The sequence below is a fragment of the Microbispora sp. NPDC046973 genome (assembly GCF_040644495.1).
Classification (GTDB): Bacteria; Actinomycetota; Actinomycetes; order Streptosporangiales; family Streptosporangiaceae; genus Microbispora.
This window is the reverse complement of the sequence record NZ_JBEYWQ010000003.1, coordinates 399,102-425,279: the sequence shown is the minus strand read 5'-3', so window position 1 is coordinate 425,279 and position 26,178 is coordinate 399,102. Positions and strand designations below refer to the sequence as shown.

The 26,178-nt window shown below is 72.4% G+C and carries 22 protein-coding genes; 5 read left to right on the top strand and 17 right to left on the bottom strand.

Annotated elements, in window-relative coordinates:
- Nucleotides 1–3: 3 nt before the first annotated feature.
- Both ABZ860_RS09090 and ahcY read right to left on the bottom strand, forming a co-directional pair.
- A complete protein-coding gene (locus ABZ860_RS09090; RefSeq protein WP_357217198.1) occupies nucleotides 4–1,248 on the bottom strand; it encodes an adenosylhomocysteinase in 1,245 nt (414 codons plus the stop codon).
- A 60-nt stretch (nucleotides 1,249–1,308) separates the two neighbouring features.
- A complete protein-coding gene (ahcY, locus tag ABZ860_RS09085; RefSeq protein ID WP_357217195.1) occupies nucleotides 1,309–2,736 on the bottom strand; it encodes an adenosylhomocysteinase in 1,428 nt (475 codons plus the stop codon).
- 168 nt (nucleotides 2,737–2,904) lie between these two features.
- Here ahcY and ABZ860_RS09080 point away from each other — a divergent pair, with 168 nt between their 5' ends.
- On the top strand, nucleotides 2,905–3,237 hold the full coding sequence (locus ABZ860_RS09080; protein WP_079313289.1) for a MerR family transcriptional regulator: 333 nt from the start codon (nucleotides 2,905–2,907) through the stop codon (nucleotides 3,235–3,237).
- 26 nt (nucleotides 3,238–3,263) lie between these two features.
- Here the strand turns inward: ABZ860_RS09080 and ABZ860_RS09075 are convergent, their stop codons facing one another.
- The 7 genes from ABZ860_RS09075 to ABZ860_RS09045 all read right to left on the bottom strand — a co-directional run bounded on the left by ABZ860_RS09075 (nucleotide 3,264) and on the right by ABZ860_RS09045 (nucleotide 9,561).
- On the bottom strand, nucleotides 3,264–4,679 hold the full coding sequence (locus ABZ860_RS09075) for a DUF6114 domain-containing protein (RefSeq protein ID WP_357217192.1): 1,416 nt from the start codon (nucleotides 4,677–4,679) through the stop codon (nucleotides 3,264–3,266).
- An 11-nt stretch (nucleotides 4,680–4,690) separates the two neighbouring features.
- The gene (locus tag ABZ860_RS09070; RefSeq protein ID WP_357217189.1) at nucleotides 4,691–5,284 is read right to left on the bottom strand and encodes a DUF6230 family protein; all 594 of its coding nucleotides are present in this window, start codon (nucleotides 5,282–5,284) and stop codon (nucleotides 4,691–4,693) included.
- A 130-nt stretch (nucleotides 5,285–5,414) separates the two neighbouring features.
- Complete coding sequence (locus tag ABZ860_RS09065; RefSeq protein WP_357217186.1) at nucleotides 5,415–6,356, bottom strand: cation diffusion facilitator family transporter; 942 nt, start codon at nucleotides 6,354–6,356, stop codon at nucleotides 5,415–5,417.
- Nucleotides 6,357–6,390: 34 nt separating this feature from the next.
- Nucleotides 6,391–7,545 carry an SIS domain-containing protein gene (locus ABZ860_RS09060; RefSeq protein ID WP_357217184.1) on the bottom strand — a complete coding sequence of 385 codons (1,155 nt, stop codon included), beginning with the start codon at nucleotides 7,543–7,545 and terminating at the stop codon, nucleotides 6,391–6,393.
- Complete coding sequence (locus ABZ860_RS09055) at nucleotides 7,542–7,715, bottom strand: Trm112 family protein (RefSeq protein ID WP_076432865.1); 174 nt, start codon at nucleotides 7,713–7,715, stop codon at nucleotides 7,542–7,544. Before ABZ860_RS09055 ends, ABZ860_RS09060 begins: the two co-directional genes overlap by 4 nt.
- Nucleotides 7,716–7,719: 4 nt before the next feature.
- Nucleotides 7,720–9,090: a phosphomannomutase/phosphoglucomutase gene (locus tag ABZ860_RS09050; protein WP_357217182.1), complete on the bottom strand. Its 1,371-nt coding sequence runs from the start codon at nucleotides 9,088–9,090 to the stop codon at nucleotides 7,720–7,722.
- A 105-nt stretch (nucleotides 9,091–9,195) separates the two neighbouring features.
- Nucleotides 9,196–9,561, bottom strand: a complete 366-nt coding sequence (locus tag ABZ860_RS09045; protein ID WP_030509365.1) for a DUF3499 domain-containing protein — start codon at nucleotides 9,559–9,561, stop codon at nucleotides 9,196–9,198.
- Between the two features lie 166 nt (nucleotides 9,562–9,727).
- Between ABZ860_RS09045 and ABZ860_RS09040 the strand changes: the two genes are divergently transcribed.
- The gene (locus ABZ860_RS09040; RefSeq protein ID WP_357217179.1) at nucleotides 9,728–10,195 is read left to right on the top strand and encodes a metallopeptidase family protein; all 468 of its coding nucleotides are present in this window, start codon (nucleotides 9,728–9,730) and stop codon (nucleotides 10,193–10,195) included.
- A 3-nt stretch (nucleotides 10,196–10,198) separates the two neighbouring features.
- Here ABZ860_RS09040 and ABZ860_RS09035 read toward each other — a convergent pair whose 3' ends face one another.
- From ABZ860_RS09035 to ABZ860_RS09020, 4 genes are all read right to left on the bottom strand, one after another.
- Nucleotides 10,199–11,683: a DUF5719 family protein gene (locus ABZ860_RS09035; RefSeq protein WP_357217176.1), complete on the bottom strand. Its 1,485-nt coding sequence runs from the start codon at nucleotides 11,681–11,683 to the stop codon at nucleotides 10,199–10,201.
- Nucleotides 11,680–14,532 carry a glycosyltransferase family 2 protein gene (locus ABZ860_RS09030; RefSeq protein WP_357217174.1) on the bottom strand — a complete coding sequence of 951 codons (2,853 nt, stop codon included), beginning with the start codon at nucleotides 14,530–14,532 and terminating at the stop codon, nucleotides 11,680–11,682. Before ABZ860_RS09030 ends, ABZ860_RS09035 begins: the two co-directional genes overlap by 4 nt.
- 166 nt (nucleotides 14,533–14,698) lie before the next feature.
- Nucleotides 14,699–14,956 (bottom strand): WhiB family transcriptional regulator, encoded by a 258-nt coding sequence (locus ABZ860_RS09025; RefSeq protein WP_079313297.1) that lies wholly within the window; start codon nucleotides 14,954–14,956, stop codon nucleotides 14,699–14,701.
- Between the two features lie 192 nt (nucleotides 14,957–15,148).
- On the bottom strand, nucleotides 15,149–17,098 hold the full coding sequence (locus ABZ860_RS09020; protein ID WP_357217171.1) for a hypothetical protein: 1,950 nt from the start codon (nucleotides 17,096–17,098) through the stop codon (nucleotides 15,149–15,151).
- Nucleotides 17,099–17,269: 171 nt separating this feature from the next.
- On the opposite strand from ABZ860_RS09020, the gene cofD reads away from it, so the two are divergent.
- On the top strand, nucleotides 17,270–18,208 hold the full coding sequence (gene cofD / locus ABZ860_RS09015; RefSeq protein ID WP_357217168.1) for a 2-phospho-L-lactate transferase: 939 nt from the start codon (nucleotides 17,270–17,272) through the stop codon (nucleotides 18,206–18,208).
- Between the two features lie 42 nt (nucleotides 18,209–18,250).
- Nucleotides 18,251–19,534: a coenzyme F420-0:L-glutamate ligase gene (locus tag ABZ860_RS09010; RefSeq protein ID WP_357217165.1), complete on the top strand. Its 1,284-nt coding sequence runs from the start codon at nucleotides 18,251–18,253 to the stop codon at nucleotides 19,532–19,534.
- Between the two features lie 9 nt (nucleotides 19,535–19,543).
- Here ABZ860_RS09010 and ABZ860_RS09005 read toward each other — a convergent pair whose 3' ends face one another.
- The 3 genes from ABZ860_RS09005 to ABZ860_RS08995 all read right to left on the bottom strand — a co-directional run bounded on the left by ABZ860_RS09005 (nucleotide 19,544) and on the right by ABZ860_RS08995 (nucleotide 24,627).
- Nucleotides 19,544–20,053 carry an RICIN domain-containing protein gene (locus ABZ860_RS09005; protein WP_357217163.1) on the bottom strand — a complete coding sequence of 170 codons (510 nt, stop codon included), beginning with the start codon at nucleotides 20,051–20,053 and terminating at the stop codon, nucleotides 19,544–19,546.
- A 75-nt stretch (nucleotides 20,054–20,128) separates the two neighbouring features.
- Nucleotides 20,129–21,880: a substrate-binding domain-containing protein gene (locus ABZ860_RS09000; protein ID WP_357217160.1), complete on the bottom strand. Its 1,752-nt coding sequence runs from the start codon at nucleotides 21,878–21,880 to the stop codon at nucleotides 20,129–20,131.
- A gap of 113 nt (nucleotides 21,881–21,993) precedes the next feature.
- The gene (locus ABZ860_RS08995) at nucleotides 21,994–24,627 is read right to left on the bottom strand and encodes a bifunctional FO biosynthesis protein CofGH (protein ID WP_357217157.1); all 2,634 of its coding nucleotides are present in this window, start codon (nucleotides 24,625–24,627) and stop codon (nucleotides 21,994–21,996) included.
- A gap of 147 nt (nucleotides 24,628–24,774) precedes the next feature.
- On the opposite strand from ABZ860_RS08995, the gene ABZ860_RS08990 reads away from it, so the two are divergent.
- Nucleotides 24,775–25,209, top strand: a complete 435-nt coding sequence (locus ABZ860_RS08990) for a hypothetical protein (RefSeq protein ID WP_357217154.1) — start codon at nucleotides 24,775–24,777, stop codon at nucleotides 25,207–25,209.
- Here ABZ860_RS08990 and ABZ860_RS08985 read toward each other — a convergent pair.
- Nucleotides 25,194–26,177 carry a DNA-3-methyladenine glycosylase 2 family protein gene (locus ABZ860_RS08985; protein WP_357217151.1) on the bottom strand — a complete coding sequence of 328 codons (984 nt, stop codon included), beginning with the start codon at nucleotides 26,175–26,177 and terminating at the stop codon, nucleotides 25,194–25,196. The genes ABZ860_RS08990 and ABZ860_RS08985 overlap by 16 nt on opposite strands.
- Nucleotide 26,178 lies beyond the last annotated feature (1 nt).

Sequence of the window (26,178 nt, the reverse complement as noted above, 5' to 3'; positions counted from 1 at the left end):
GTCTCAGGACCCGAGGCGCCAGGAGTGGAGATACTCCTGCTGCTCGGCGGTGAGCGCGTCGATCGAGATCCCGGCGGCGGCGAGCTTCAGCCGGGCCACCTCGGCGTCGATGTCGGCAGGGACGTCGTACACGCCGGGCGCCAGCCGGACCGACTCCCGGACCAGCCATGCGACGGCGAGGGCCTGGGCGGAGAACGACATGTCCATCACCGCGGCCGGGTGGCCCTCGGCGGCGGTCAGGTTCACCAGGCGCCCCTCGGCGAGCAGCAGCAGCCTGCGGCCGTCCTCCAGGACGTACTCGTCGGTGTTGGGGCGGATCCCGAAGCGCACCTCGCGCGCCATCTCCTCCAGCGCCCGCACGTCGATCTCGACGTCGAAGTGGCCCGCGTTCGCGAGGATCGCGCCGTCCTTCATGGCGGCCAGGTGCTCGGCGCGGATGACGTCCCGGTTGCCGGTGACGGTCACGAACACGTCGCCGGTCTCGGCGGCCAGGCTCATCGGCCGCACGTCATAGCCCTGCAGGGCGGCGTCGAGGGCCTTGACCGGGTCGATCTCGGTGACGATGACCCGCGCGCCCAGGCCCTTGGCCCGCTCCGCGACGCCCCGGCCGCAGAAGCCGAAGCCCGCCACGACCACGGTGCGGCCCGCCAGCAGGACGTTGGTGGCCCGCATGATGCCGTCGAGCGTCGACTGGCCGGTGCCGTAGCGGTTGTCGAACATCCGCTTGGTCCGGGTGTCGTTCACCGCGACCATCGGGAAGCGCAGCGCGTTCTCCGAGGCCATCTGGCGCAGCCGGATGATCCCGGTCGTGGTCTCCTCGCAGCCGCCGATCACGCCGTCGAGAAGTTCGACCCGCTCGGTGTGCAGGGTGTTGACGAGGTCGCATCCGTCGTCGAGCACTACGTTCGGCGCGATGTCGAGCGCCTGGTGGATGTGCCGGTAGTAGGTCGCCTTGTCCACCCCGGCGCGGGCGTGCACGGCGATGCCGTACGTTCGCAGCGCCTCGGCGACGTCGTCCTGCGTGGACAGGGGGTTGGACGCGGCCAGGGCGATCTGCGCGCCGCCCTCCCGCAGCGCCCCGAGGAGCACCGCCGTCTCGGCGGTCACGTGCATGCAGGCGGCGATGCGCAGGCCGTCGAGCGGCCGGTCGGCGCCGAAACCGGCGCCGATCGCCTGGAGGACCGGCATCGACCGGGCCGCCCACTCGATGCGCCACTCTCCGGCCTCCGCGATGTCCGGCTGAATCACGCCGTCTGCCTCCTGGCCGGGGGCGCGGGCCGGGCCCGCGCCCCCGTCGTGCGATCGCCGTCAGTAGCGGTAGTGGTCCGGCTTGTACGGGCCCTCGACGTCGACGCCGATGTACTCCGCCTGCTTCTTGCTGAGCTTGGTCAGCTTCACGCCGAGCGCGTCGAGGTGGAGACGGGCGACCTTCTCGTCGAGGTGCTTGGGCAGCACGTACACGCCGACCGGGTAGTCGTCGGTCTTCGTGAACAGCTCGATCTGGGCGATGACCTGGTTGGTGAACGAGTTCGACATGACGAACGACGGGTGGCCGGTGGCGCAGCCGAGGTTCATCAGGCGGCCCTCGGCGAGCACGATGATCGAGTGCCCGTCGGGGAACACCCACTCGTCGACCTGCGGCTTGATGTTGATCTTCTTGACGCCCGGGATGCGGGCCAGGCCGGCCATGTCGATCTCGTTGTCGAAGTGGCCGATGTTGGACACGATCGCCTGGTGCTTCATCTGCGACATGTGCTCGGCGCTGATGATGCCGTAGTTGCCGGTGCAGGTGACGAAGATGTCCGCGATGCCGACGACCTCCTCCAGGGTGGTGACCTGGAAGCCGTCCATGGCGGCCTGGAGCGCGCAGATCGGGTCGATCTCGGTGACGATGACCCGGGCGCCCTGACCGCGCAGCGCGTCGGCGCAGCCCTTGCCCACGTCGCCGTAGCCGCAGACCACGGCGACCTTGCCGCCGATCAGCACGTCGGTGGCGCGGTTGAGGCCGTCGATCACCGAGTGGCGGCAGCCGTACTTGTTGTCGAACTTCGACTTGGTCACCGAGTCGTTGACGTTGATCGCCGGGAACAGGAGCGTGCCGGACTTGTGCATCTCGTAGAGACGGTGCACGCCGGTCGTGGTCTCCTCGGTGACGCCCTTGATGTCCTCGGCCACGCGGGTCCACCACTTGTCCTCGGAGACCGTACGGCGGAGCGTGTCGAGGATGACCGCCCACTCTTCGGGGTCGTCCTCACCGGCGACCGGCACGGCGCCGGCCTTCTCGAACTCCACGCCCTTGTGCACGAGCAGCGTCGCGTCGCCGCCGTCGTCCAGGATCATGTTGGGGCCGGAGCCGTCGGGCCAGCGGAGGGCCTGCTCGGTGCACCACCAGTACTCCTCCAGCGTCTCGCCCTTCCAGGCGAAGACCGGGACACCGGAGGGGTTGTCCACCGTGCCATCCGGGCCGACGACGACCGCGGCGGCGGCGTGGTCCTGGGTGGAGAAGATGTTGCAGCTCACCCAGCGCACGTCGGCGCCGAGCGCGACCAGCGTCTCGATCAGCACCGCCGTCTGGATCGTCATGTGCAGCGAGCCCATGATCTTCGCGCCGCGCAGCGGCTGCGCCGCGGCGTACTCCTTACGGGTCGCCATGAGGCCCGGCATCTCGTGCTCCGCGAGGCGGATCTCTTTGCGGCCGAATTCCGCAAGCGAAAGGTCGGCGACCTTGAAGTCCATGAGTGTCTCCTCCGTTGTCCGTCGGTGCGAGTTTAGGCGTCGCGGACGCAGGAACGCATGCGCAGGCCCGCGAACCTGACACAAGAATGTGAGATTCCCTCGCCGACGGGTGCCGGAGGGCCGCCGGACTGTCTAGCGTGGACCCCAGGAACGGGGACCGGAGGCACGATGCGCATCACCGAGGCGGCCAGGCGGCTCGGCATGTCCCCCCGGATGTTGCGCTACCGGGAGGCTCTCGGCCTGCTGCCGCCCGTACGGGACAAGGGCGCCCATCGGCGCTTCGGGCCGGACGAGCTGGAGGCGGTGCGCCAGGCGATGGAGCTGGAGCGGCGGTTCGACGTCTCGCCGGCCGAGCTGGCCTTCGCGCTCCGGGCGCTGTCCGAGCCCGCGGTGGCCCAGGCCGTACGCGATCTCGGCGTGCGCATCGGGCGCATCCAGGCGCCGCGCCGGGCGCTGGACTTCGAGAAGGAGAAGGCCCTGCGGCTGCTGCGGCACCGGTGACGCGGGCGCTCCCAGGCCTTTGAGGGTCAGGCGCCGACCACGAGGTGGAGGTCGTCCGCCCGCAGGGAGTCGGCCGTGACGTACGGCTGCTCGCTGACGATGTCGGTCATCGTCAGCGGGACGTTCAGGGACGGCACCAGTTTGAGCGCCCTGACCAGGAGGTTCGGGTGGTCGGCCGTGAACTCCTGCGGCACGCCGAGGAGCTTGGCGGTCATCTTCGTCGTGCAGATCACCACGTTGCCCTCGAAGGTGAACATGCTGCCGGTCAGCGTCGTCGGGCCCATCGTCTGCTGAGGCCGCTCCAGCACGGCCTTGTCCATGGTGAAGCGGAGCATCTTCACGGTGCCGGTCGCGGTGGGCATCTCGACCACGCCGGTGAACTTCATCCCGGTCATGGTCAGCGAGGGCGCGCGGACGGCGGCCGTCTCGGTCGCGACCGTCACCGCTCCCTTCGCGGAGGAGGCCCCCGGCTCGTCCTCGCCGCCCTCCCCCGGCGACGGCGAGGGACTCCTCCTGCCGGTGAGCGACCCCACGGCGTCCTTCAGGTCCGTGGGCAGGGCACTGGGCAGGGCCGTGGGGACCGCGCTGGGCAGGACGCCGCCGAGGACGTCGGACAGGCCGCTGGGAACGGCGCTCGGGACGACACCGGGCAGGAGGGAGCCGCCCTGTCCGCCCGTTCCGGGGTCCTCCCGCACCATGCCCGTCCCGGCCGCCAGGATGACCGGCAGCACGGCGATGGCCAGCGCCTTGGCCGCGGGACCCGGACCCGTGTCGCCGCGCCCGCCGCCGTCCGGACGTACGCCACCGTCGCCACGGCCGCCACCGGGGCCCTCGCCCGGGCCCTCGCCGGAGTCGCCGGGGTCGTCGTCGGAGGAGGACTCCGGCCCGGGATCGGCGGCGGGATCGGAGGCGGGATCGGCGTCGCGGCGGACCCGGGCGACCAGGATGCGCGGGCCCTCGTCCACGGGCTCCGCGGCTTCCACGGGCTGCTGCGGCCGGGTGGCCTCCAGGCGCTCGTCGCCGCTGACCACCCGGCGCTCGGTGAAGGTGATCCCCCCTCCAGCCGGCGCGGGCGACGCGGCGGGCCCGGCCGGCGCCGCACCGGCCTCGGTGGCCTCCGCGGGCGCCCAGGCGACCGCGAGCGCGCCCCCGACCAGGCCGAGCAGCATCCCGATCAGGAAGCCGCCCAGGTTGGCGTAGACGAACGACGCGATCGAGACCAGTACGGCGACCACACCGAGGAAGGCCCGCTGGCCGGGCTGGAGCCAGATCATCAGGCCCAGGATGATCAGCACCAGCGCGATCAGGTAGGTGGCGCCGACCGTGCCCGACTGGATGACGAGCGGCAGGGCCTGGGTCGCGAACGGGATGCTCAGCAGCTCCAGGCCCGCGGCGAGCACCAGCAGACCACCCCAGAACGGCCGCGACCGCCGCCATTTCACCGGCCGTTCCATCAGAAGCACTCGTGCTCGCCCGGCTCCACGGCCAGCTTCAGCCCCGGCAGCTTGAACGTGGCCGCGTTGACCGCCCAGGAGACCTGCCGGAAGTCCTTGATGGTGATTGCGCCGGCCTGCTGGCCGAACATGCCCGCCGCGCCCTGGGCGTCCGGCAGCTGGTCGAGGGTGCTGGCGTCGCGGCCCGCCTCCAGCTTCGTGAAGACCGCGTTGCCCTCGATCTGGGTGGCGTCGACGATCATGTTCTCGGCGGTCACCGGGTCCTTGCCCGTGCCGGCCGTGATCCTGATGGTCACGGCGCCGACGGGCGACTTCACCAGCACCGTCTGGCACATGTTGGTCAGGGTGGCCTTCCGGATGCCGGAGACGGCGACCGGGATCTTCTGGCCCTTCTTGTTCTCGACCGTGCTGCCGTACTGCACGAAGCCCTGGCCCTGCAGCGTGTCCGCGGAGACCTTGAACGTGTCACCCGAGACCACGAACGACGCGCCGATCGCCCCCTCGGCGGTCGCGCCGACCAGCACGGAGGCGACCGCGAGCGCGGGCACGAAGACGAGGGCGAACCGTTTCCACCGCACGCGTCCCTGAATCATGAGTCACCTCCGGGGTCAACCAGCCGTAATGTAAAGGTAAAGTTACCGACCGGTACCGCCAGCGTTGAAGTGACTCTGCATCACATTTCAATCACGGTGCGCGAGGAAATGCGGCTGCCCGTAACGGGGGTTACGCGCCGGCGCGCTGCCCCGAGGCGGCGTCCGCCCGATAGAGGTCCGGCTCCAGGTAGATCACCCGGGCGATCGGAACCGCCTCGCGGATGCGCCGTTCGGCCTCGTCGATGCCTCGCGCCACCTCACCGGCGGTGTCGTCGTGCTCCACCGCGATCTTCGCGGCGACCAGCAACTCCTCCGGGCCGAGGTGCAGGGTGCGCAGGTGGATGACCCGGCTGACCTCGGGGGCGGCTTCCAGGGCGGCGCAGATCTTCTCCTCCACCTCGGGCGTCGCACTCTCGCCGATCAGCAGCGACTTGGTCTCGGTGGCCAGGATGACCGCGATCACGGCGAGCAGCAGGCCGATGACGAGGCTGCCCACACCGTCCCACGCGCCGTTGCCGGTGACCACGGCCATCGTCACGCCGAACAACGCGAAGACCAGACCGAGCAGCGCGCCGAAGTCCTCAAGCAGCACCACGGGAAGTTCGGGGGCCTTCGCCCGGCGGATGAACGCCACCCAGGATTGGTCGCCCTTGAGCGCGCTCGACTCCTTGATGGCGGTGCGGAACGAGAAGCCCTCGGCGACGATCGCGAAGACCAGCACCGCGAAGGCCCAGATCGGCGACTCCACGGGCTGCGGGTCGGCGATCTTGTGCCAGCCCTCGTAGAGGGAGAACAGGGCACCGATCGTGAACAGCACCACGGCCACCACGAACGCGTAGAAATAGCGCTCCCGGCCGTAGCCGAAGGGGTGCTTGCGGGTTCTCCCCTTGGCGGCGCGCTTGCCGCCGAGCATCAGCAGCGCCTGGTTGCCGGAGTCGGCCACGGAGTGGACCGACTCGGCGAGCATCGACGACGACCCGGTGAACAGGAACGCCACGAACTTCGCCACAGCGATCGCCAGGTTGGCGCCGAGCGCCGCGAGGATCGCCTTGGTACCGCCACCCGCACTCACGTTGAACTCCTCATTTCAATCGGCCGAGGCGATCCTATTGCGAAATCCTGGCCTGGAGTTCGGTTGCCGCCGCGGCCGATGCCGGGTCCATCCCGTACCCGAGAGCGAGGTAGACACTCGCGTAGTCGCACAGGCCGATCAGGGCGGCGAGCCGGTCCAGCGGGTGCACGCCCTCGGCCAGGATCTCGGACACCGGAACCCCCCGGTCCTCGGCCAGCCGTACGGCGGCCGTGCGGGACCTGGTCACCTGCGGGTGTTCCTCCATGTCGCGCAGCAGGAACAGGCGCAGGCGCGCGCCCTCCCCCGGCTCGTCGGCGAACGGATCGGCGAAGACGTCCCGCCCGGCGAGGGGGCCGTCGAACGTCACGATCTGGTTGTGGGCGGCCTCGGGCAGCTCCCCCCAGATCGCCGGGTAGCCCGCGTCCTCGCTCAGCCGGGCGGCCAGGCGGTGGGCCGCCACCGCGGCCAGCGGCGAGGTGCCCCAGACGACCGGAAGCGTCCCGGCCAGTTCCATCGCCAGCGCTTTGCCGGGGTTGATGAACGACTCGCTCGACGGGCGGCACCGATGGGCCAGGTCCTCCAGCCGCTTGGCCACCGACTCGAACTCGCTCTCCCCGGCCGGGACCAGCCCGAGCGCCGCCGCCACCAGGATCGGCGGCACCATGAGCGACCACAGCGTGGCCCTCGGCTGCCCGGCCACCCCGGTCGCCCCGCCCACCGGCACGTACGGCCCGCCCGCCCGCTCGACCAGGGCCGACAGCGGCGTGTCGGGCGCGCCCGTGCCCACGAGCGCGCACCCGCGCCGTACGGCCTCGGCGGCCACGGCGACGGTCTCCTCGGTCCTGCCGGAGCGGGAGACGGCGATGACGAGATCGGCGGCGCCCACCCAGCCGGGCAGCCGGTGGCCGCGCACCGTCACCACCGGGACCGGGGCGCCGTATCGGCACAGCGCCTCGAGCACGTCCCCCACGAGGGCGGAGGCGCCCATGCCCGCCACGACGATCGCGCGGGGGCGGCCGTCCCGGCCGGCCCGGGCCACGCCGTTCTCCACCGCCGACCGGTACGCCGCCCGCACCTGGGCGGCCGACGACGCCACGGAGCGGAGCATGCCGGAGGGGTCGCCCTCCACCAGGTATGCCTGGTCATCGAGCCGGTCGGGCTCGAACCGGGCCCCTCCGGCACCGCTCATGCCTTGCGGGCCTCGTCGACGAGGAGCACCGGGATGTCGTCGCGCACCGGATAGACCAGCCCGCACGACTCCGAGGTGCAGGCCAGCTCGTCCGCGTCGGGCACGGCGCGGAGCGGGGACTTGCACGCCGGGCAGGCGAGGATGTCCAGCAGCCAGTCGTCGATCTTCAACTCGTCAGCTCCTTACAACGGCGAGAACTTCGTCTCGGACTGCGGCGACCTTCTCCTCGTCGGCGGCCTCCGCGTTGAGCCGGAGCAGCGGCTCGGTGTTGGACGGACGCAGGTTGAACCACCAGTCCGGACCGCTGACGGTGAGTCCGTCCAGCTCGTCGAAGGTAACACCCTCCCGGCCCGCGAAGGTCTCGCGTACGCGGGCCAGGGCGGCGGCCTGGTCCTCGACCCTGCTGTTGATCTCCCCGGACGCGGCGTAGCGCGAGTACTGGGACAGCACCTCCGACAGCGGCCGGTCCTGCTCGCCCAGCGCGGCGAGCACGTGCAGGGCGGCCAGCATGCCCGAGTCGGCGAACCAGAAGTCGCGGAAGTAGTAGTGGGCCGAGTGCTCGCCGCCGAAGACGGCGCCGGTGCGGGCCATCTCCGCCTTGATGAACGAGTGGCCGACGCGGGTGCGGACCGGCTTGCCGCCGTGCTCGCTCACGATCTCCGGCACGCCCTTGGAGGTGATCAGGTTGTGGATGATCGTGGCGCCGGGGTTCTTGGCCAGCTCCCGCACCGCGACCAGTGCCGTGATCGTGGACGGTGCGACGGACTCGCCCCGCTCGTCGATGACCCAGCACCGGTCGGCGTCGCCGTCGAAGGCGATGCCGATGTCCGCGCCCTGCGAGACGACCGCCTTCTGCAGGTCGCGCAGGTTCTCCGGCTCGATCGGGTTGGCCTCGTGGTTGGGGAAGCTGCCGTCGAGCTCGAAGTAGAGCGGGGTCAGCTCGATCGGCAGGCCCTTGAAGACCTCGGGGACCGTGTAGCCGCCCATGCCGTTGCCGGCGTCCACGACCACCTTCAGCGGCCGGATGCCCGACAGGTCGACCAGCGTCTTCAAGTGGGCGGCGTAGCCCTCCAGCAGGTTGCGCTCGGTCACCGTGCCCGTGCCGGGCGCACCGCCCGAGTCCGAACCGTCCAGTCCCGTGTCGAGCAGTTCGGCCGCGCGGTCGCGGATCTGCAGCAGGCCGGTGTCGGTGCCCACCGGCACGGCGCCCGCCCGGCACATCTTCATGCCGTTGTACTTGGCCGGGTTGTGGCTCGCGGTGAACATGACGCCCGGCAGGTCGAGGCTGCCGCTGGCGTAGTAGAGCATGTCGGTCGAGCCGAGCCCGGCGTTGATCACGTCGGCGCCCCGGGAGGTCGCGCCCCGCGCGAACGCCGCGGCCAGCGGGCCGGACGAGGTGCGCATGTCGTGCGCCATCACCACCGAGGACGCGCCGGTCAGCTCGACGAAGGCCGCCCCGACGGCCTGTGCGATCTCCTCGTCGAGCTCGTCCGGCACCACGCCCCGCACGTCGTACGCCTTGAAGATCCTGCTGAGGTCGGCCACTGCACGCCCCTAAAAGTCGTTAAGTCTTCGCACCTGAGCCTATAGCGCCTGATTGCCCACACAATGAGCCGTCCAACGCGCCGCGTGCGATCTCATCGCGGGGTGTCATCGCTCCCTGTTGGGCTGGGCGGACTTGAGCACCCGCAGGTGACCTCGGCGGCCCACCTCGACCGCCTGGCCGACGGGCTCGCCGGCGGCGGGAGCGGGGCGCGCGGCCTCTCGGACCGCGTTCGCCAGAGCCTCCAGGTCGTCCCCGCTCGGGGCGACGGACTCGGACGGGAGGCGCACGACCTCCCACCCCCTGGGCGCGGTGAGCCGTTCCGCGTGCTCCGCGCACAGGTCGTAACAGTGTGGCTCGACGTACGTCGCCAGGGGGCCGAGTACGGCGGTCGAGTCGGCGTAGACATACGTGAGTGTGAAGACGGCAGGCTGCCTGCAGGCGGTACGGGAACAGCTGCGGACGGGGCTCACGGAGGGACCGTATCCGGTCCGCGTTCACATTGCCACCACCCCGCCGCTCTTATTGAACGTGTCGCCACAATTCCGCGATCTCTGAAGTCGCCATGACGTTGGTGGGCAAAGCGGACACGACCCGCCGGACCCACCGCACCGGCGGGACGGGCTTTAAGCTGACTGCGTGAGCGACAGGAGCGGTGACAGGCCGGATCGAGGGCGGCGGGTGCGCCGGCGTGACCGGCACGGCCGCGGCATGCGCGGCCCCCTCGCGCCCTCGCACGTCCCCATCGCCAAGTCCCGCGGCGAGCGGTTCGACGACCTGGTGATCGACGCGGTCGACCGGCTCAAGCCGCGGTGGGGCACCCAGCTCGCGTCGGTCGAGTTCGCGATCGAGGAGGTGCCGCCGGCCGCGGAGCTGGTGGACGGCCCCGCCCGGCTGTCCTCCGACCCGATCCCGCTGGGCCGGGCGGAGTCGGCCTCGGGAGACGAGCCCGCCGCCGTCGTGCTGTACCGCCGCCCGCTGGAGGCCCGGGCCCGCGACCGCGACCAGCTCGGCACGCTGGTCCTCGACGTGGTCGTCGAGCAGGTGGCCAGTCTGCTGGGCCTCACGCCGGAGACGATCGACCCCGGTTACGACGACCGGCATTAGCCCTCACGGGAGCACGGCGCCCGGGAGATCGACGGTCGGGGGCACCAGCGCCCAGGTCCTGGCCATGGCGAGCGGCTGCGCGGTCACCAACTGGCCGTCCTTGGCCCCCTCGTCGAGGACGCGCCCGCCGTACACGGGCCCCGAGCCCGGCATCGGCCGTACGACCACGCTGAAGCCGCCCTTGCTTCCCTTCGGCGGCGCGAGCCTGAGCTCCTTGGTGCGGGCGGCGGGCAGCTTCACCTCGACCGGGGCCGGCGCCGCACCCTTCGAGGGCACCAGCCGGACCTCCACGGTGGCCGCCGCGAAGGGCGCCGACAGCACCAGCCAGGAGGTCTGCTTGCCTTCCGCCCGGCCGTCCGCGACGACGCTGCCGAGGTCGACGGAGGCGGCGCCGGCGGTGAAGGCGACGTCCTGCCTCGTCCCCGTTCCGGTGATCTTGAGGCCCGCCACGATCGGGACGTCGGACTCCAGCACCAGCGCGGCCGGCTGCCCGCCGATCCCGGTGGACAGGTCGAGCGAGGCCGCCGATCCGGCCGGCACCTCGATCGTCTCCTTGTTCTTCAGTGCGTAGGAGCCGTCCTCCAGCACCGCTTTGATCCGCACGACCGTGTCCCGCTCCCCCGGCGTGGCGACGTACAGCTCCCGCTGACCGGCGGTGCCGGGGATGCCGGGAACGACGACCCGGGTGGCGGGGGCCGCGGCGACGGGCAGCCAGTCGACGCCCCTGCCCTCGCCCAGCACGGCCTTGACCGCGGCGGCCACCCTGCCGCTGCGCGTGCTCACCTGCAGGGCCATGATCAGCGGGGAGGGCGCGAGGTCGCGCAGCCTGATCACGCGGTGCTGGCCGGGCTTGACGACCACGCCGTTGCCGCGCTCGCTCAGCACCGGGCCCTCGCCGGAGTAGACCATGAACGAGACGTTGGCCGGAGCCGCGTCGGGGTTGGCGAGGTAGAGGGTCATCTCCGCCGCGGCCGGTCCAGGCCCGACGAACCAGCTCTCCGCGCCCGGCTCGACGCACCGCACCCCGGCGAGCCCCCGCTGGGTGCCCGACGTCTCCCTGGCGGTCTGGGCGCTCTCCAGTCCTGCGGCCATCGAACCGGTGGCGTCCACCACGAGAGGGCCGCCTCCGGGGGCGATCTCGCGCTGCCACAGCAGGCCCGGCCGGTCGATCACGTCGTCCTTGCCGCCGCCCTTCTCCCCCGGGCCCTCGATCGCCGACAGGGTGGCGCTGCCCGGCCCCTGGTTCTGTTGCTCCGGGTTCTGCTGCTCCGGGTTCTCCTGCTCCCGGGTGGGGGTCACCACGCTCACCCGGCTGCCGGACGGCGCGGGGCACACGGCGGTCACCGACTCCACCGGCGCTTTGACGGCCTGCGGGCGCACCTGCGCGGCCGGCGCGGGCCGGCTGACGAAGGCCACGCCGTACAACGCGCCCAGCGCGACCAGCACCAGGGCGAGCAGGCCGAAGCGGTTCTCGATCAGTCTCCTCACGCGGGCACCCGCTCTTCCTTCGCTCGGCGGCGGCCCCGCGGCCCCTCTTCGACGGGGGCGTCGGCGTAGTCGCCCTCCGGCTCCTTCGTACGGGCCCCGGGCGAGGCCAGGATCAGCACGAGCACGAGCAGCGCGCCCTGAGCCCACAGCCAGCCCCGATGCAGCGCGCCCGCGGTCGCGGGCGGCGGGGGCACCGTCACCTGGCCGGCCACGCGCCACAGGCCGCCTGTCTCGGACAGGCTCACCCTGACCAGGGCGGGCTGCGAGTCGAGTGCCTGTTGCAGGGCGGGGTCGACGCGGCCCGGCACCGTCACGAAGCGGACCCCGGACGACGCGAGCGTCTGGACGTACGTGCTGCCCCGGCCCGAGGCGAGCCCGCCGACCGCGGTCGTGAAACGGTCGGTCGCCTCCCGGGGCGATTCGAGGTCGGACTCGCCGATCAGCGGGCCCCGGCCGCGCATCAGCGTGTAGCCGACCCTGCCGTCCCTGGGACGCAGCAGGAGCGTGCCCTCGCCGGGTGCCGACTGGAGCTCGGCGAGCACCGGCACCGGGTCGCTCAGGTCGCTTCGCAGCGGGCCGTCCGCGCCTCTGGTCACCCATAGCCCGGCGGCGGCGAGCGGGGTCGCAAAGGCGACCACGACGATCAGCATCGCGCCCAGGCGGCGCAGCCCCCGCGCGGCGCGGAACTCCGCGATCCGGTGCGCCTGGTGCGCCGCGGCCACCAGCAGGCCCGTCGCCGCGAACGCCAGCGGCACCCCCGGCCACGCCGCGTCGTTGACCCGGCTGACCACGATCGCCACCAGCAGCCCGAAGAGCATGACGCCCCAACCGATCGCGACGACCATCTGGTGACGCCGCAGCAGCAGCGCGGCCAGCGCGACCGCGATCAGGCCCGCCGTCGCCCAGACGGGCGGCACCCCCGGCCCGCCGGGGCTCAGCATGAGCAGGGAGCCGGCGCCGAGGCGGGGGTCGATGAGGCGGCCGTCGTGCAGGCCGGACTCGAGCAGGATCCGGCCCGGCTCCCTGGCGATCTGGACCAGCCACGGGAACAGCAGGACGACCGGGGTGCCGAGGCCGATCACGAGCGACCGTCTGACGCCCTTGCGAATGCCGCCGAACGACACCGCGGCGAGCCCGCCGAGGATGGCCACCAGCACGTACACGAGCGGGACGAAGGCCGTGCCCACGGTCAGGAGCAGGCCGAAGCCCCAGGCCGCCCGCCGCGACCCTGCGATCACCCGCGTGGCGAGCGCCGCGTAGACGGGCAGCAGCACGATCACGATCGCGGTGCCGAGCCGCCCGCCCGCCACCACGCCCGTCGTGACCGGCAGCAGGGCGTAGGTGGCGGCCAGCCAGACCCGCGCCGGTGTGTAGGAGATCATCCGCTTGGTCGCCGCGTACGCCGAGATCCCGGCCAGCGGCACGCAGCCGAGCAGCAGCACGGCCACGGCCAGCCACGTCTTGCCCAGCGCGACCGCCGACAGCCCGGCCAGCACGGCGACGTACGGCGGGGCCCAGGTCTGCGAGCCGAGCCCGGCGGCGTGGTGGTCCTCGATGTAGAGCCGCCACAGGTCGGACGCGCTCCCGGTGACCGGCACCAGAGCGCCGCCGCCCAGGTGCCCGTCGGAGGACAGGAGCCCGGGCAGCAGCGTCCTTTCCGCGGCCAGCGTGATCACCGCCAGGATCAGGCAGAGCACCACGCCGGGGCTGCTGAACACGCGCTGGACGCCACCGGAGTCGGTCAGCAGTTCGTCGCCGTCGTCCTCCTGGGCGCGGTCCGCGGCCGCGTGGTGGCGGCCCGCCGAGTCCACCGGGCCGGCTCCGGCGAGGAAGCCCTGCACCATGTCGGCCAGCCGCCGCAGCGCGGCGCCCGGCGGGCTGAGCTTGCGCCGGATCGCGGGCCAGCCCTGCTTCCTGCCCTTCTTCCTGGCCTTGCGGGCCCGCCGCAGGCGCAGGGGGTGGCCGATGACCGAGCCGAGCGCGGCCAGTTCGTCGAGAGCGTTGGCCGGCTGCTTGGCCAGCAGGAACAGCAGGGCCCGCAGCACGGACGCGAAGACGTTGCGCAGCACCGACCGCACGAGCGCGCCGAACGGCAGGTTCGCCATCAGGACGAACAGGCCGTTGCGCCGGTCGAGCCTGCGCGGATGCTCCTCGCTGGTGGCGATCCTGCGGCGCCGCCGCGCCGACGCCTCCGCGTGCCAGGCCACCGCGTCGCTCACGTTGAGCACGCGGTGCCCGGCCGTACGGGCCCGCCAGCACAGGTCGAGGTCGTCACGGAACAGCGGCAGCGCGGTGTCGAGGCCCGACAGCTCGTCCCAGACGTCCCTGCGGATGAGCATGCCCGCCGTGGAGACCGACAGGACGTCGGCGATCCCGTCGTGCTGGCCCTGGTCGTACTCCCTCGGCTCCAGGCCGGTGTCCCGCCGTCCCGACCTGCTGACGGTCACACCCATCTCGAGCAGCACCCGCCGGTCGAGCCAGTCGCGCAGCTTGGGGCCGAGAACGGCGGCCTTGGGATCCTGCTCCGCGGCCCACAGCAGGGCCTGCAGCGCGTGCGTGTCGGGCGCGCAGTCGTCGTGGAGCAGCCAGACCCATTCCTGTCCGGGCGCGGGCGGCAGCCGCCGCAGCACCTCGTGGACGGCCTCGCCGAACCCGGTGGACCGGGGCAGGGTCAGCACGTTGCCCGAGCCGAACGCCTCGGTCAGCAGCTTCCCGCTGTCGTCACGGCTGCCGTTGTCGACGCCGACGACACGGTCGAGAGGCCGGGTCTGGCGCAGCACCGCCGCCAGCGTCTCCTTGAGCCAGCGGGCGCCGTCGTGGGCGACGACGATCGCGGTCACCGAGTGCACGTCGAGTCCTAGGGGGGTCGTACGGCTGAGCGCCGACCACGATACGGCAACCCGGACTCACCCGATCACATCCAGGCGAAACAGGATGTCAGCAGCAACCCGGACATGAGTGCGGGGCCGCGCGTCGAACGCACGGCCCCGCCCACATCAGCCTCAGGGACACGACCTAGACGGCCTGGCGCTTGATCTTGCGCCTTTCCCGCTCGGACAGGCCGCCCCAGATGCCGAAACGCTCATCATGCTGAAGTGCGTATTCAAGGCACTCGGCGCGCACCTCACACGAACGGCACACCTTCTTTGCTTCCCTGGTGGAACCGCCCTTTTCAGGAAAGAACGCCTCAGGATCGGTCTGCGCGCACAAAGCGCGCTCCTGCCACCCAAGATCTTCACCATCGAGCGCCTGTGCCATGACCAGATCGGTCATTGCACACCTCCCTGTCGCTCGCCCGCCCACATGGAGCCCCCCATAAAAACGCCTGCCCTATACCCACCCTTGGGAAGGCGTAACAACATGCCTGTAATTACACGCGCGTGGCGTGTGTGGCGTCAAGCGGCATAACGATACCCGGGGAAAGACCTGCTCGCCCCGGTTCGTACGCCCCGATCTACGGTCCTATCAGCGTTCGGAACCATACCAAGGGAGGTTGGGGTCGGTTCCGCGGCCTGCCTGATCGGGGGCGGAACCTTCCTCATACTTTGCCTGCGACCTGTCGGGCGTGTAGATGGCCGTCGGGTCGAGCGGCTCCTCCCTGCGCAGCGGGTCGCTGAGCGGGTCTCCCTGGTAGCCGGAGGGGTCGAAGCGGACCGTCTGGTCGGCGGGGCCGGGCGCCGGGGGCTGGAACGGCGCGGGCTCGGACTGGGGGTGGCCGAGCGGGTTGTCGTAGTACTCCGGCAGGTCCTGCGGACCGGTGGGGTGGTCGGGCAGGGCGCCCTTCTGGTAGCTCTGCGCCTGCTGGTAGGCCTGCGCGAGCTGCTGCTCCCTCGGGTCGGCCGGGCCCTCGTACGCGGGGGGAGCGTCGAAGGCCGGGCCGCCGGTCCCGTGCTCGGCGGCCTGGCGGGCGAACGCCTGGCCCGAGTAGCCGGAGAACGGCGAACCCTGTCCGTACGGCTGGTCCTGCTCGTACGGCCTGGCCTCCGGGGCGGGGCTCGGGCTGTAGGAGGAGGGCTGGCCGTAACCACCGGGGGCGTTGCCGGGCGCGGCGGGGGGAGCGCTCGGGAACTGCCCGTAGCCGCCGGAGTCCGTCTGCTGGCCCGCGTAGCCGTACTGGTCGAACACCGGGCCCTGCGGCGGCGGGGAGTAGTCGGGCCGCTGAGGGGCGGGCGCCTCGGGCTGCGCGCCGTACGGACCGTAGTCGGCGTAGTGCGCGCCGGTCTGGACGTCCTGCAACGACGGCCGGGACTCCTGCTGCGCCTGTCCGTAGCCGGGACCCTGGGACGGAGCCGGGGCGCCGGGCTGCCCGAACGGCGGGGGCTGCGGGGCGGTCGGGGCGGGGGTGTAGGAGGGCTGCGGCTCGTATTCCTGGCCGTAGACGTCCTGGGGCCGCTCCTGGCCGAAGGCCCCCTGGCCCCGATCCTGCCCGTACTGCTGGTCCTGCCCGTACTGCTGGTCCTGCCCGTACTGCTGCTCCTGGGCGTACTGCTGGTGCTCGGCGTACCGGTGCTCGGCGGGCGGCAGCTGGGGGTGGACCGGCGCCGGCGCGCTCTGCCCGTACGCGGGCGCCTGCGGCTGGCTCTGGGGCTGGCCCTGGTGGGGGGCGTCGTACTGGCCGCCGGGGGCGGCGGCGTGCGAAGCGACGTGAGGGCTGACGGGCGGGGCGGCGTGCGGAGCGTTCTGGGGGACGTTCTGCGCGGGAAGGGGGTTGTTCTGCGGGTCGCCCGGGGCGGGGTGGCCGAACTGCTGCTGGCCGGGAACCTGCTGACCGGGCATCGGGCCGGGGTTGGGGGTGTGAGCCGGCGCGCCCGCACCTGCCGCTCCCGCACCTGCCGTTCCCGCACCTGCCGTTCCCGGAACCTCGCCGTACCCCTGCGGCGCCTGATGTCCGTGCGGGCCCTGCGGCAGCGCCGGAGCGTACGACTGGGCCGGATAGGTGTCCTCGCGCCTGCCGAAGTAGTCGCCCGCCGGTTCCCTGGCGGGCTGGAGCGCCGATGCCGTGCTCAGCGCGAACAGCGCACCGAAGACGGCGAGCGCGACCATCGGCAGTCCGGTGATCAGGTATTCGAACCGGATGCGGAACGTGCCCACGTCGCCCACGAGCACGCCCAACACGGCGATCACGCCGAAGACGATGCCGAGGCCGAGCGCCCCGGCCGCGCCGAGCGCCACCAGGCGGGCGCGGGGGGTGGGCGCGCCGGCCTTGGCGACGAGCAGCACGGCGCCGGCCGCGAGCGCGGTCGAGACCGGGGACACGAGGGAGTACAGACTCGACACCGCGCGGAGGCCGAACGTCATGCTCTCCAAGGAGCCGATCAGCAGGCGTGCGATGCTGACGAGGACACCGGTGATCACCACCGCGAGCATCGTCCACGCGGCCGGCTCGCGGAGCCGGCCGGTATCGACCTTGAGCACGACTACCCCCATCGGTCCAAAAGGCACTCGGGGAAGTTTTGCACATGCCTGACTTAAACGTCGGCAGACCCAAGAACCTCACAAGCGGAACACACCCTACATATCGCTGTTCATCCCGCTCTTGGGGTGGGTGTCGACGATCCCGCGGACGGCCGGTGGAAGACTGGCGGCATGCGCATCGTGTCCCTCGCCGGAGGAATCGGCGGCGCCCGGTTCCTCCGAGGTCTCAAGGCGGCGGCCCCCGATTCCGAGATCACCGTGATCGGCAACACCGGCGACGACATCACCCTCTTCGGCCTGCGCGTGTGCCCTGACCTCGACACGGTCATGTACACGCTGGGCGGCGGCATCAACGAGGAACAGGGCTGGGGACGGGCCGGTGAAACGTTCACGGTGAAGGAGGAGCTCGCCGCGTACGGCATGGAACCGCAGTGGTTCGGCCTCGGCGACCGTGACTTCGCCACCCACATCATCCGCACCCAGATGCTGGGGGCCGGTTATCCGCTCTCCCAGGTGACCGAGGCCCTGTGCGACCGGTGGCGTCCAGGGGTGCGGCTGCTGCCGATGTCGGACGACCGCACGGAGACCCACGTGGTCGTCTCCGACGAGGCCGGCAGGAGGGCCGTCCACTTCCAGGAGTGGTGGGTGCGGCTGCGCGCCTCGGTGCCGGCCGAGCAGATCGTGCTCGTCGGCGCGGACGAGGCCCGTCCCGCGCCCGGCGTGCTCGACGCCATCGCGGCGGCGGACGTCGTCATCCTCCCGCCGTCGAACCCGGTCGTCAGCATCGGCACGATCCTCCAGATCCCGGGCATCCGGGCGGCGCTGGAGGACAAGACGGTCGTCGGCGTCTCCCCCATCATCGGTGGCGCGCCGGTGCGCGGCATGGCCGACGCCTGCCTGACGGCGATCGGCGTGGAGACGAGCGCCCAGGCCGTCCTGGAGCTGTACGGCTCCGCGCTGCTCGACGGCTGGCTCGTGGCCGAGGAGGACAAGGGCGTGGCACTCGACGGCGTGGTGGTGGAGGCCCGCCCGCTCCTGATGAGCGACCCCGAGGCCACGAGGGACATCGCCGCCGCGGCCCTCGCCCTGGCCCGCTCCCTCGCGTCCTGAACCGACCCAGAACGGATGCCAGCACAGATGTCAGAGGAGCACATGCCCCACATCACCGTCAGCGGCGTGCCCGGCCTGCCCGAGGTGCGGCCCGGCGACGACGTCGCCCTGCTCGTGGCGCAGGCCGCGCCGGACCTCCGGGACGGCGACATCCTGGTCGTGACCTCCAAGATCGTGAGCAAGGCCGAAGGCCGGATCCGCCAAGGCGACAGCCGTACGGCCGCGATCGAGGAGGAGACCGAGCGCGTGGTCGCGCGCCGCGGGGACACGGTCATCGCGCAGACGCGGCACGGCCTCGTGATGGCCGCGGCCGGCGTCGACGCCTCCAACACCTCCCCCGGCACCGTGCTGCTGCTGCCCGAGGACCCGGACGCCTCGGCGGGCCGGATCCGCCGCGGGCTGCGCGAGCGGCTCGGCGTGCGGGTCGGGGTGATCGTCTCCGACACCTTCGGCCGGCCCTGGCGGCACGGCCTGACCGACGTCGCCATCGGCGCGGCCGGCGTGCGGCCCCTGGAGGACCTGCGCGGCGGCACCGACGGCTACGGCAACCCGCTCAACGCCACCGTCACGGCCCTGGCCGACGAGATCGCGGCGGCGGGCGACCTGGCGAAGGGCAAGCTGTCCGGCGTCCCGGTGGCCGTCGTCCGCGGGCTGGGCGACCTGGTGACCGAGGAGGACGGCCCGGGCGGGCGGGTCCTCATCCGCCCCGCCGACGAGGACATGTTCCGGTACGGCTCGGCCGACGTCGTCTTCGCCCGCCGCACGATCCGCGAGTTCTCCACGGCCGAGGTGGACCCGGCGGCCGTACGGCGGGCCGTGGCCGCCGCCGTCGCCGCGCCCGCCCCGCACCACACCACGCCGTGGCGGTTCGTGCTGCTGGAGACCCCGCGGGCGCGTACGGAACTGCTCGACGCGATGCGGGACGCCTGGATCGAGGACCTGCGATCCGACGGCTTCTCCGAGGAGTCGATCGCCCGGCGGATCCGGCGCGGCGACGTGCTGAGGAACGCGCCCTGCCTGGCGGTGCCGTGCCTGGTGATGGACGGCTCGCACACCTACAGGGACGAGCGCAGGAACGCCGCCGAGCGGGAGATGTTCGTGGTGGCCACCGGCGCCGGCGTGCAGAACTTCCTCGTCCAGCTCGCCGTGCAGGGGCTGGGCTCGGCGTGGGTGTCGTCCACGATGTTCTGCCGCGACGTGGTGCGCAAGGTGCTCGACCTGCCGCAGAACTGGGACCCCATGGGCGCCGTGGCCATCGGTCACCCGGCCGCTCCGCCGAAGGACCGGCCGCCGCGCGACCCCGCCGACTTCTACGTCACGAGGTGAGCGCGGGGATCACTGCCGCTCCGGGTACCACTCCTGGTCCGCGAGGTTGTTGCAGGTCCACTGGATGGCCTTCTTCCCCTTGCGGACCTCCCCCTTGCCGATGGCCAGGCACAGCCCGGTGGCGCGGTTCTGCAGGCGCCGCATGTCGTCGCGGACCCACTCCTGCTCCGCGCCGCCGTCCGTGCAGGGCCACTGGATGACGTACGCGCCCTTGCGGGTCTCGCCGCCGCCGACGGCGAGGCACATGCCGGTCTTGGCGTTCACGAGCCGGTGGCCGGTGTAGATCCACCTCTGGTCCTTCAGTCCGTTGCAGGTCCACTGAATGACCTTCTTCCCGGCCCTGACCTCGCCCTTGCCGATGGCCAGGCACAGACCGGTCTTCGCGTTCCTGAGCTGCCCGCCCTGTGTTGCCGACGCCTGTGTCGCCGATGTCCGGGTGGCCGCGGCGGAGGCGGGCGCCGCGACGGACACACCTGCCACCGCGGCCGCCAGGCCGACGGTGAGGAGCTTGTTCACCACGGTCGATCCCTTCGGTCGATCTGCTCTGTTCGCGGGATTAGATGCAGATCGCGGTGAAGTGGTTGTGACCGGTTCTCAGTGCGGCACGCAGGTCGGGTGGCACAGCCGCCGCGCCAGCGCCGACAGGAACACGTCGATGATCTGGCCCGGCTCCTGGGCCACGTAGAGCTGCCCGTTGGTGGCCGAGACGATCTCGTCGAGCGCCGGACGGTCGGCGGCCTTGCCGAACGCGACCACGATGATCTGCACCGGCTTGTCCGGGTCCCACTCCCTGCGCAGCCTGTCGACGAGCTCGCGCCGTGAGACGCCCTTCCCGTCGTCCACGCCCGCGGTGAGCACCAGCAGCGCGTTGCTCATCAGCGGGTCGTAGCCCTTCGACACCGACCGGAAGCCCGCGTCGATCGCGTCGTACAGCGAGCTGCTCCGGTCGCCGAGCGCCTTGATGCCGTCGGCCACCCGGAACAGGGCGGTCTTGCGGATCTCCTCCTGACCGTCGTCGGGCTTGCCGATCGGGCCGAGGCCGACGAGTTCGCGATGGTCCGCGCCGTCCTTCATGTCGCGGGCGAACTCCCACAGGCCCATGTGGGTCTCGTTCGGGAACAGCTGCAGGCCGAGCTTGGCCGCCTCGACCGCGACGTCCAGCCGGGTCTTCCCGCCCGCTTTCATCGGTTCCGCGTTCTCCTTCGACACGTCCGCGAGCACGAGGAGCCGGCTCGGCGGGGCCAGCCTGCTCCACGCCTCCAGAGCCTCGTCGATCACCTCGGCCGTGATCGACGGCCGCGGACGCGGCAGCTCGGTCGAGATGCCCGCACCGCCGTCGAACGGCGGCTGCCCGCCGGCGCCGCGGAACCCCGCCTTCCGTACGGCCTCCTGCGTCGCCGCCGACCGCAGCCATGCCGCGAACAGCCGCGAGGCCGCCGCCCGGTCGGGGTCCGCGGCCGTCACGACGTACGGATAGTCGAGGTTGATCGTGCCCTCCTTGGGCTGGAGGGCGACCACGGGCTCGGCGCCGCTCTGGCGGTTGTGCGCCCACACCGACTGCTCGGGGACGATCACCACGGGACGCGACCAGAAGCCGGGGGCGTCCACCGCGCCGAGCATGCTGCGGTAGTCGGGGGCCGACCCCGACTGCGCCATGCGCACGAACGCCGTGAGATCGCGGTCGGCCTTCTTACCCGTGCCGACGATGTCACGGGCCGCCGCGACGGTCGCGATCCCCGCCCCCGACACCGACGGGTCGGGGATGCGCACGATGTCGGGCTCGTGCTCGGTGGGCTGCAGGCGCCCCCGCACCGTGGCGGGGAAGACCATGTCCCAGCTCATGGCCGTCCCCCCGGCGGCGAACCGCTCGGCGAGCGAGCGCCGGGTGGCGAAGACCAGCGGGGAGGTCGCGACGACGGTCTCGTCGGCGGCGATGTCCTGCCCGCCCTGCTTGCGGGCCAGCCGCGCCCACACGGAGGAGTCGGCGATCCATCCGTCCGGGCGGTCGGGCAGGACCCCGGCCCGGTCGCCGATCAGCGTGCGGAGCACCGGCGCCGGGGGCTGCTCGGCCACCTGGACCTGGACGCACCGCCCCTCCACCCCCGCGCCGGAGGCGTTGAACCGCTCGGCCGCGTCCATCACCGGCGGCGCGACGTCCACGGCCGCCGCGACGCTCACGAGAATCGGATCCCGGGCGGAACACGTTCCCGTCGAGCGCGTGAGGAAGAGGACGACCCCCGCCACGACGATCGCCACGGCCGTCAGGGCCGCGACCACGCCCTTCCACCTGGCCTGCCTGCGGCGCCGCTCGACGGCAAAGGCGGCGCGGTGACGACCGGACGGCACGGTGTGGGTCCTTCCCAGTTCTCATGACCGGTGCAGCGGCATTGCGATTCTGCCCGCCCACCCCGCGTGCGGCGCAAGAGCGAAATAGAACTTGTTATATACAGCTCGTCCAATTACTCCTGCCGTGCGAGGGGAGAGACCGTGAGCAGCGGCCTGCGGACCGACTGGCACACCCCGTCGCTGCGCCTGGCCGCCTCGGCCCGCTCCTCGCTCGGCCGGCCGTACGACGTGGTGCGCTGGCGCAGCGGGCGGCCGGTCGGCGCGACCATGGCCGCGATCTCGCTGATCGTCTTGTAGGAGCCGTTCTCCGAGCCGGCCATCCGGCTGATCGTCTCCTCCATGAGCGTGCCGCCGAGGTCGTTCACGCCTCCGGCGAGCACGTCCCGGCACAGGTCGTCGCGCAGCTTCACCCAGGAGCACTGGATGTTGCGGATCGCGCCGTGCAGCATGATCCGCGCCAGCGCGTGGACGGCCCGGTTCTCGCGCGCGGTCGGCCCCGGACGGGCGATCCCCGCCAGGTAGATCGGGGCGCTGTGGTGCACGAACGGCAGCAGCACGAACTCGCTGAACCCGCCCGTCTCCTCCTGGATCGACCGGATGAGCCGGATGTGGCGCACCCAGTGCTCGTGGGTGTCCACGTGGCCGTACATCATGGTCGAGGTCGTCGGGATGCCGACCCGGTGGGCGGTGGTGATGACCTCGATCCACTCCCGGGCCGGGAGCTTGCCCTTGGTCAGCACCCACCGCACGTCGTCGTCGAGGATCTCGGCGGCCGTGCCGGGCAGCGAGTCGACCCCCGCCTCCCGCGCCGCGTGCAGCCACTCCTCGACCGACAGGTTCGTACGGCTCGCGCCGTTGACGACCTCCATCGGCGAGAACGCGTGCACGTGGATCTCGGGACAGCGTTCCTTCACCGCGCGGGCGATGTCGAAGTAGGCCGTGCCGGGCAGGTCGGGGTGGATGCCGCCCTGCATGCACACCTCGGTCGCCCCGGCCTCCCACGCCTCCTGCGCCCGGTCGGCCACCTCGCTCAGCGACAGGGTGTAGGCGTCGGCGTCGGTGCGCCGCTGGGCGAACGCGCAGAACCGGCAGCCGGTGTAGCAGACGTTGGTGAAGTTGATGTTGCGGTTGACGACGTAGGTGACGTCGTCGCCCACCGCCTCGCGGCGCAGCCCGTCGGCGATCCGGCACAGCTCGTCCAGGCCGGCGTCGTCGGCGCCCGCCCCCGACTGGTCCCCGGCGAGGTCGAGCAGCGTCAGCGCCTGCTCGTCGGTCAGCCGCGCCGGGTCCGCCTCGGCCTGCCGCAGCGCCTCCCGCACGTCCGCCCCGACCGACCCGTCTCGTCCGCCGCTGGGCAGGCGTTCGCGCAGGGCCTCCCAGTCGCCGTAGACGCTGTCGAAGTCGGCGCGGCGGTCGCCCGTCCGGCCCTCGGCGTCGACGGCGGTGTGCAGGTCGGCCCGTCCGCCGGTGACGAGCCCGCCGAGGCCCCCGTCGGGCTCCTGCCAGGGACGGCCGAGGAGGACCGCGTCCTCCCGCGCGAGCCCGGTGGCGGGATCGGCCAGCGCCGCGACGTGCCCGGTGAGCCGGGGGTCGAGCCACGGCTCCCCCGCGAGCACGTACTCGGGATAGATCGTGAGGCGCTCGCGCAGCGTGAACCCGGCGGCGGCGGTGCGGGCCGCCAGGTCGTCGATCTGCGGCCACGGGCGCTCGGGGTTGACGTGGTCGGGCGTGAGCGGGGACACCCCGCCCCAGTCGTCGATGCCCGCCCGCAGCATCAGCGCGTACTCCTCGCCGATCAGGTTGGGCGGCGCCTGCACGCGGACCTTCGGGCCGAGCACGAGCCGCGTCACCGCGATCGTCGCGGCCAGCTCGTGCAGGTCGGCATCGGGCATCCCGCGCATGGCCGTGTCGGGCTTGGCGCGGAAGTTCTGGACGATCACCTCCTGGATGCCGCCGTACTCCCTGGCCACCCGGCGGATCGCGAAGATCGACTCGGCCCGCTCCTCGATCGTCTCGCCGATGCCGATCAGCAGGCCCGTCGTGAACGGCACGCTGGAGCGGCCGGCGTCCTCCAGCACGCGCAGCCGCACGTCCGGGTCCTTGTCGGGAGAGCCGTAGTGGGCCTCGCCCTTCTCGGTGAACAGCCGCCGTGAGGTGGTCTCCAGCATCATGCCCATCGAGGGCGCGACCGGCTTGAGCCGCTGCAGGTCCTTCCAGGTCAGCACGCCGGGGTTGAGGTGGGGCAGCAGCCCCGTCTCCTCCAGCACCCGGATCGCCATCGCCCGGACGTACGACAGCGTGTCGTCGTACCCGTGGGCGTCGAGCCACTCGCGCGCCTGGTGCCACCGGTCCTCCGGCCGGTCGCCGAGCGTGAACAGCGCCTCCTTGCAGCCCATCGCCGCGCCCTGGCGGGCGATCTCCAGCACCTCGTCGGGCGACAGGAAGGCGCTGGGCAGCTTGTGCGGCGCGGTGGCGAACGTGCAGTAGCCGCATCTGTCCCGGCACAGCCGGGTCAGCGGGATGAACACCTTGCGGCTGTAGGTGATGACGCCGGGCCGGCCCGCTGCCTCCAGTCCCGCGTCCCTGACCCGTGAGGCGTGCGCGAGCAGGGCGTCGAGGTCGTCGCCGCGGGCGCGCAGCAGGATCGCCGCCTCGCCGAGGTCGAGGGTCTTGCCGTCCCTGGCCCGCGCGAGCGCTCGGCGGGTGCCGCTGTCGGAGCTGACGTTCGGGGGTCGCTTCGCCGTCATACGCCGCACCCTATGAGGCGTGGGTCCGTCCGGCGCACTCAGCCCCCGGCCGTCCGCACGGGGGAAGTCATGGTGTGCGCCCGCCGGGGAGTTTGCGGCCGCAGGGTATGAGCGATGGAGCGAGATCGATGAACAGGCGGGGAACCGATGGCCGGTATCAGGGTGAATAGTGCGTTTTGTCTGGCCTCGGTGGCCCGGTCGCTGGCCGTCGCGACGCTCGTCATCGGGTTGTCGGCGCCGCTCGCGGGTGAGGCGTTCGCGGCGCCGTACGCCGGGCACGGCCACGGATCGGGCAAGGGCCACGCCAAGCAGGTCACGGACGGCCGCAACACGGCCAACACGCCCGCGATCGCCAGCGCCCCCCGGCAGGTGTCCATGGGCAGGCGCAACGTGAACGCCGCCGCCGGCAACAACGGCCTCGCGTTCGCCGGCCTCCAGCAGGAGTCGAGCGTCGGCTTCTTCACCAACACCCTCAGCGGCACGTGCCATGCGGGGGTCGAGCACTGCGGGATCAACCAGGACCTGCGGACGGGCGAGGCCGGCGGCGCGCGGCGCGCCGGACGTGGTCAGAAGGCCCTGTAGTCGCGCGGGGCCATGCGCGGGCCGCGCGCCGGCGGCCTGACGCCGCTGAGCTCGATCAGCCTGACCACGCGGTGGCGGTGCCCCCGGAACGGCTCGAGCAGTTCGAGCATGCCGTCGTCGTCGGTCTTCCTGCCGGTCAGCGCGTAGCCGACGATGCCCGGCAGGTGGAAGTCGCCCACGCTTGGGGCGTCCGGGTCGCCATGGGCCCGCTGGCGCACCTCGGCGGAGGTCCACACGCCGATCCCCGGCAGCGCCCGCAGCAGGCGGTCCGCCTCCGCCGACGCCTCCGCCGACGCCTCCGTGGTGCGCTCCAGCTTCTCGGCGTGCCGGGCCGCGTTGACGATCGTCTTGGCCCGTACGGCCTCCGCGCCGGCCCGGTGCCAGCCCCACGACGGGATCGCCCGCCACACCTCCGGCGGCGCGATCACGTACATGCCCTCGGGGGCCGGGCCGGGGGCCGGCTCGCCGTACCGGCGGACGAGGAACCGCCAGGCCCGCCACGCCTCCCTGCCGACCACCTTCTGCTCCAGCACGGCCGGCGCGAGCGCCTCGAAGACCCGCAGGGAGCGCCCGATCCGCAGCCCGGCGGCACGGTCGGCCAGGCCCGCGACGAACGCGGCGGCGCGGGCCTGTCGCGGATCGCCCGAGCGGGTGAGCCGCGCGAGCATCGCGGCGAAGCCGGCCACGTCGTCGTCGGCACCCAGCAGCGACGGGAGCGTCTCCAGCAGCCAGTCCGCCCCCGGCCCCCACGCCTCCCCGAGGACCTCGCCGCGGCCCGCCGTCACGCGCAGGGTGCCGGGCCCTTCGGGGGTGCGCGAGGTGCGCCAGACCGCCCCGTCCGGGGTACGCCGCCAGGCCGGGTCGCCTCCCCCGTGCCGGTGCGGCGACAACGTCAGCGCGAGGTCGAACGGCGCGGACGGCCGCCAGCGCCGCTCGCTTCGCCGTCCGGTGGAAGCCGTGCGGATCATT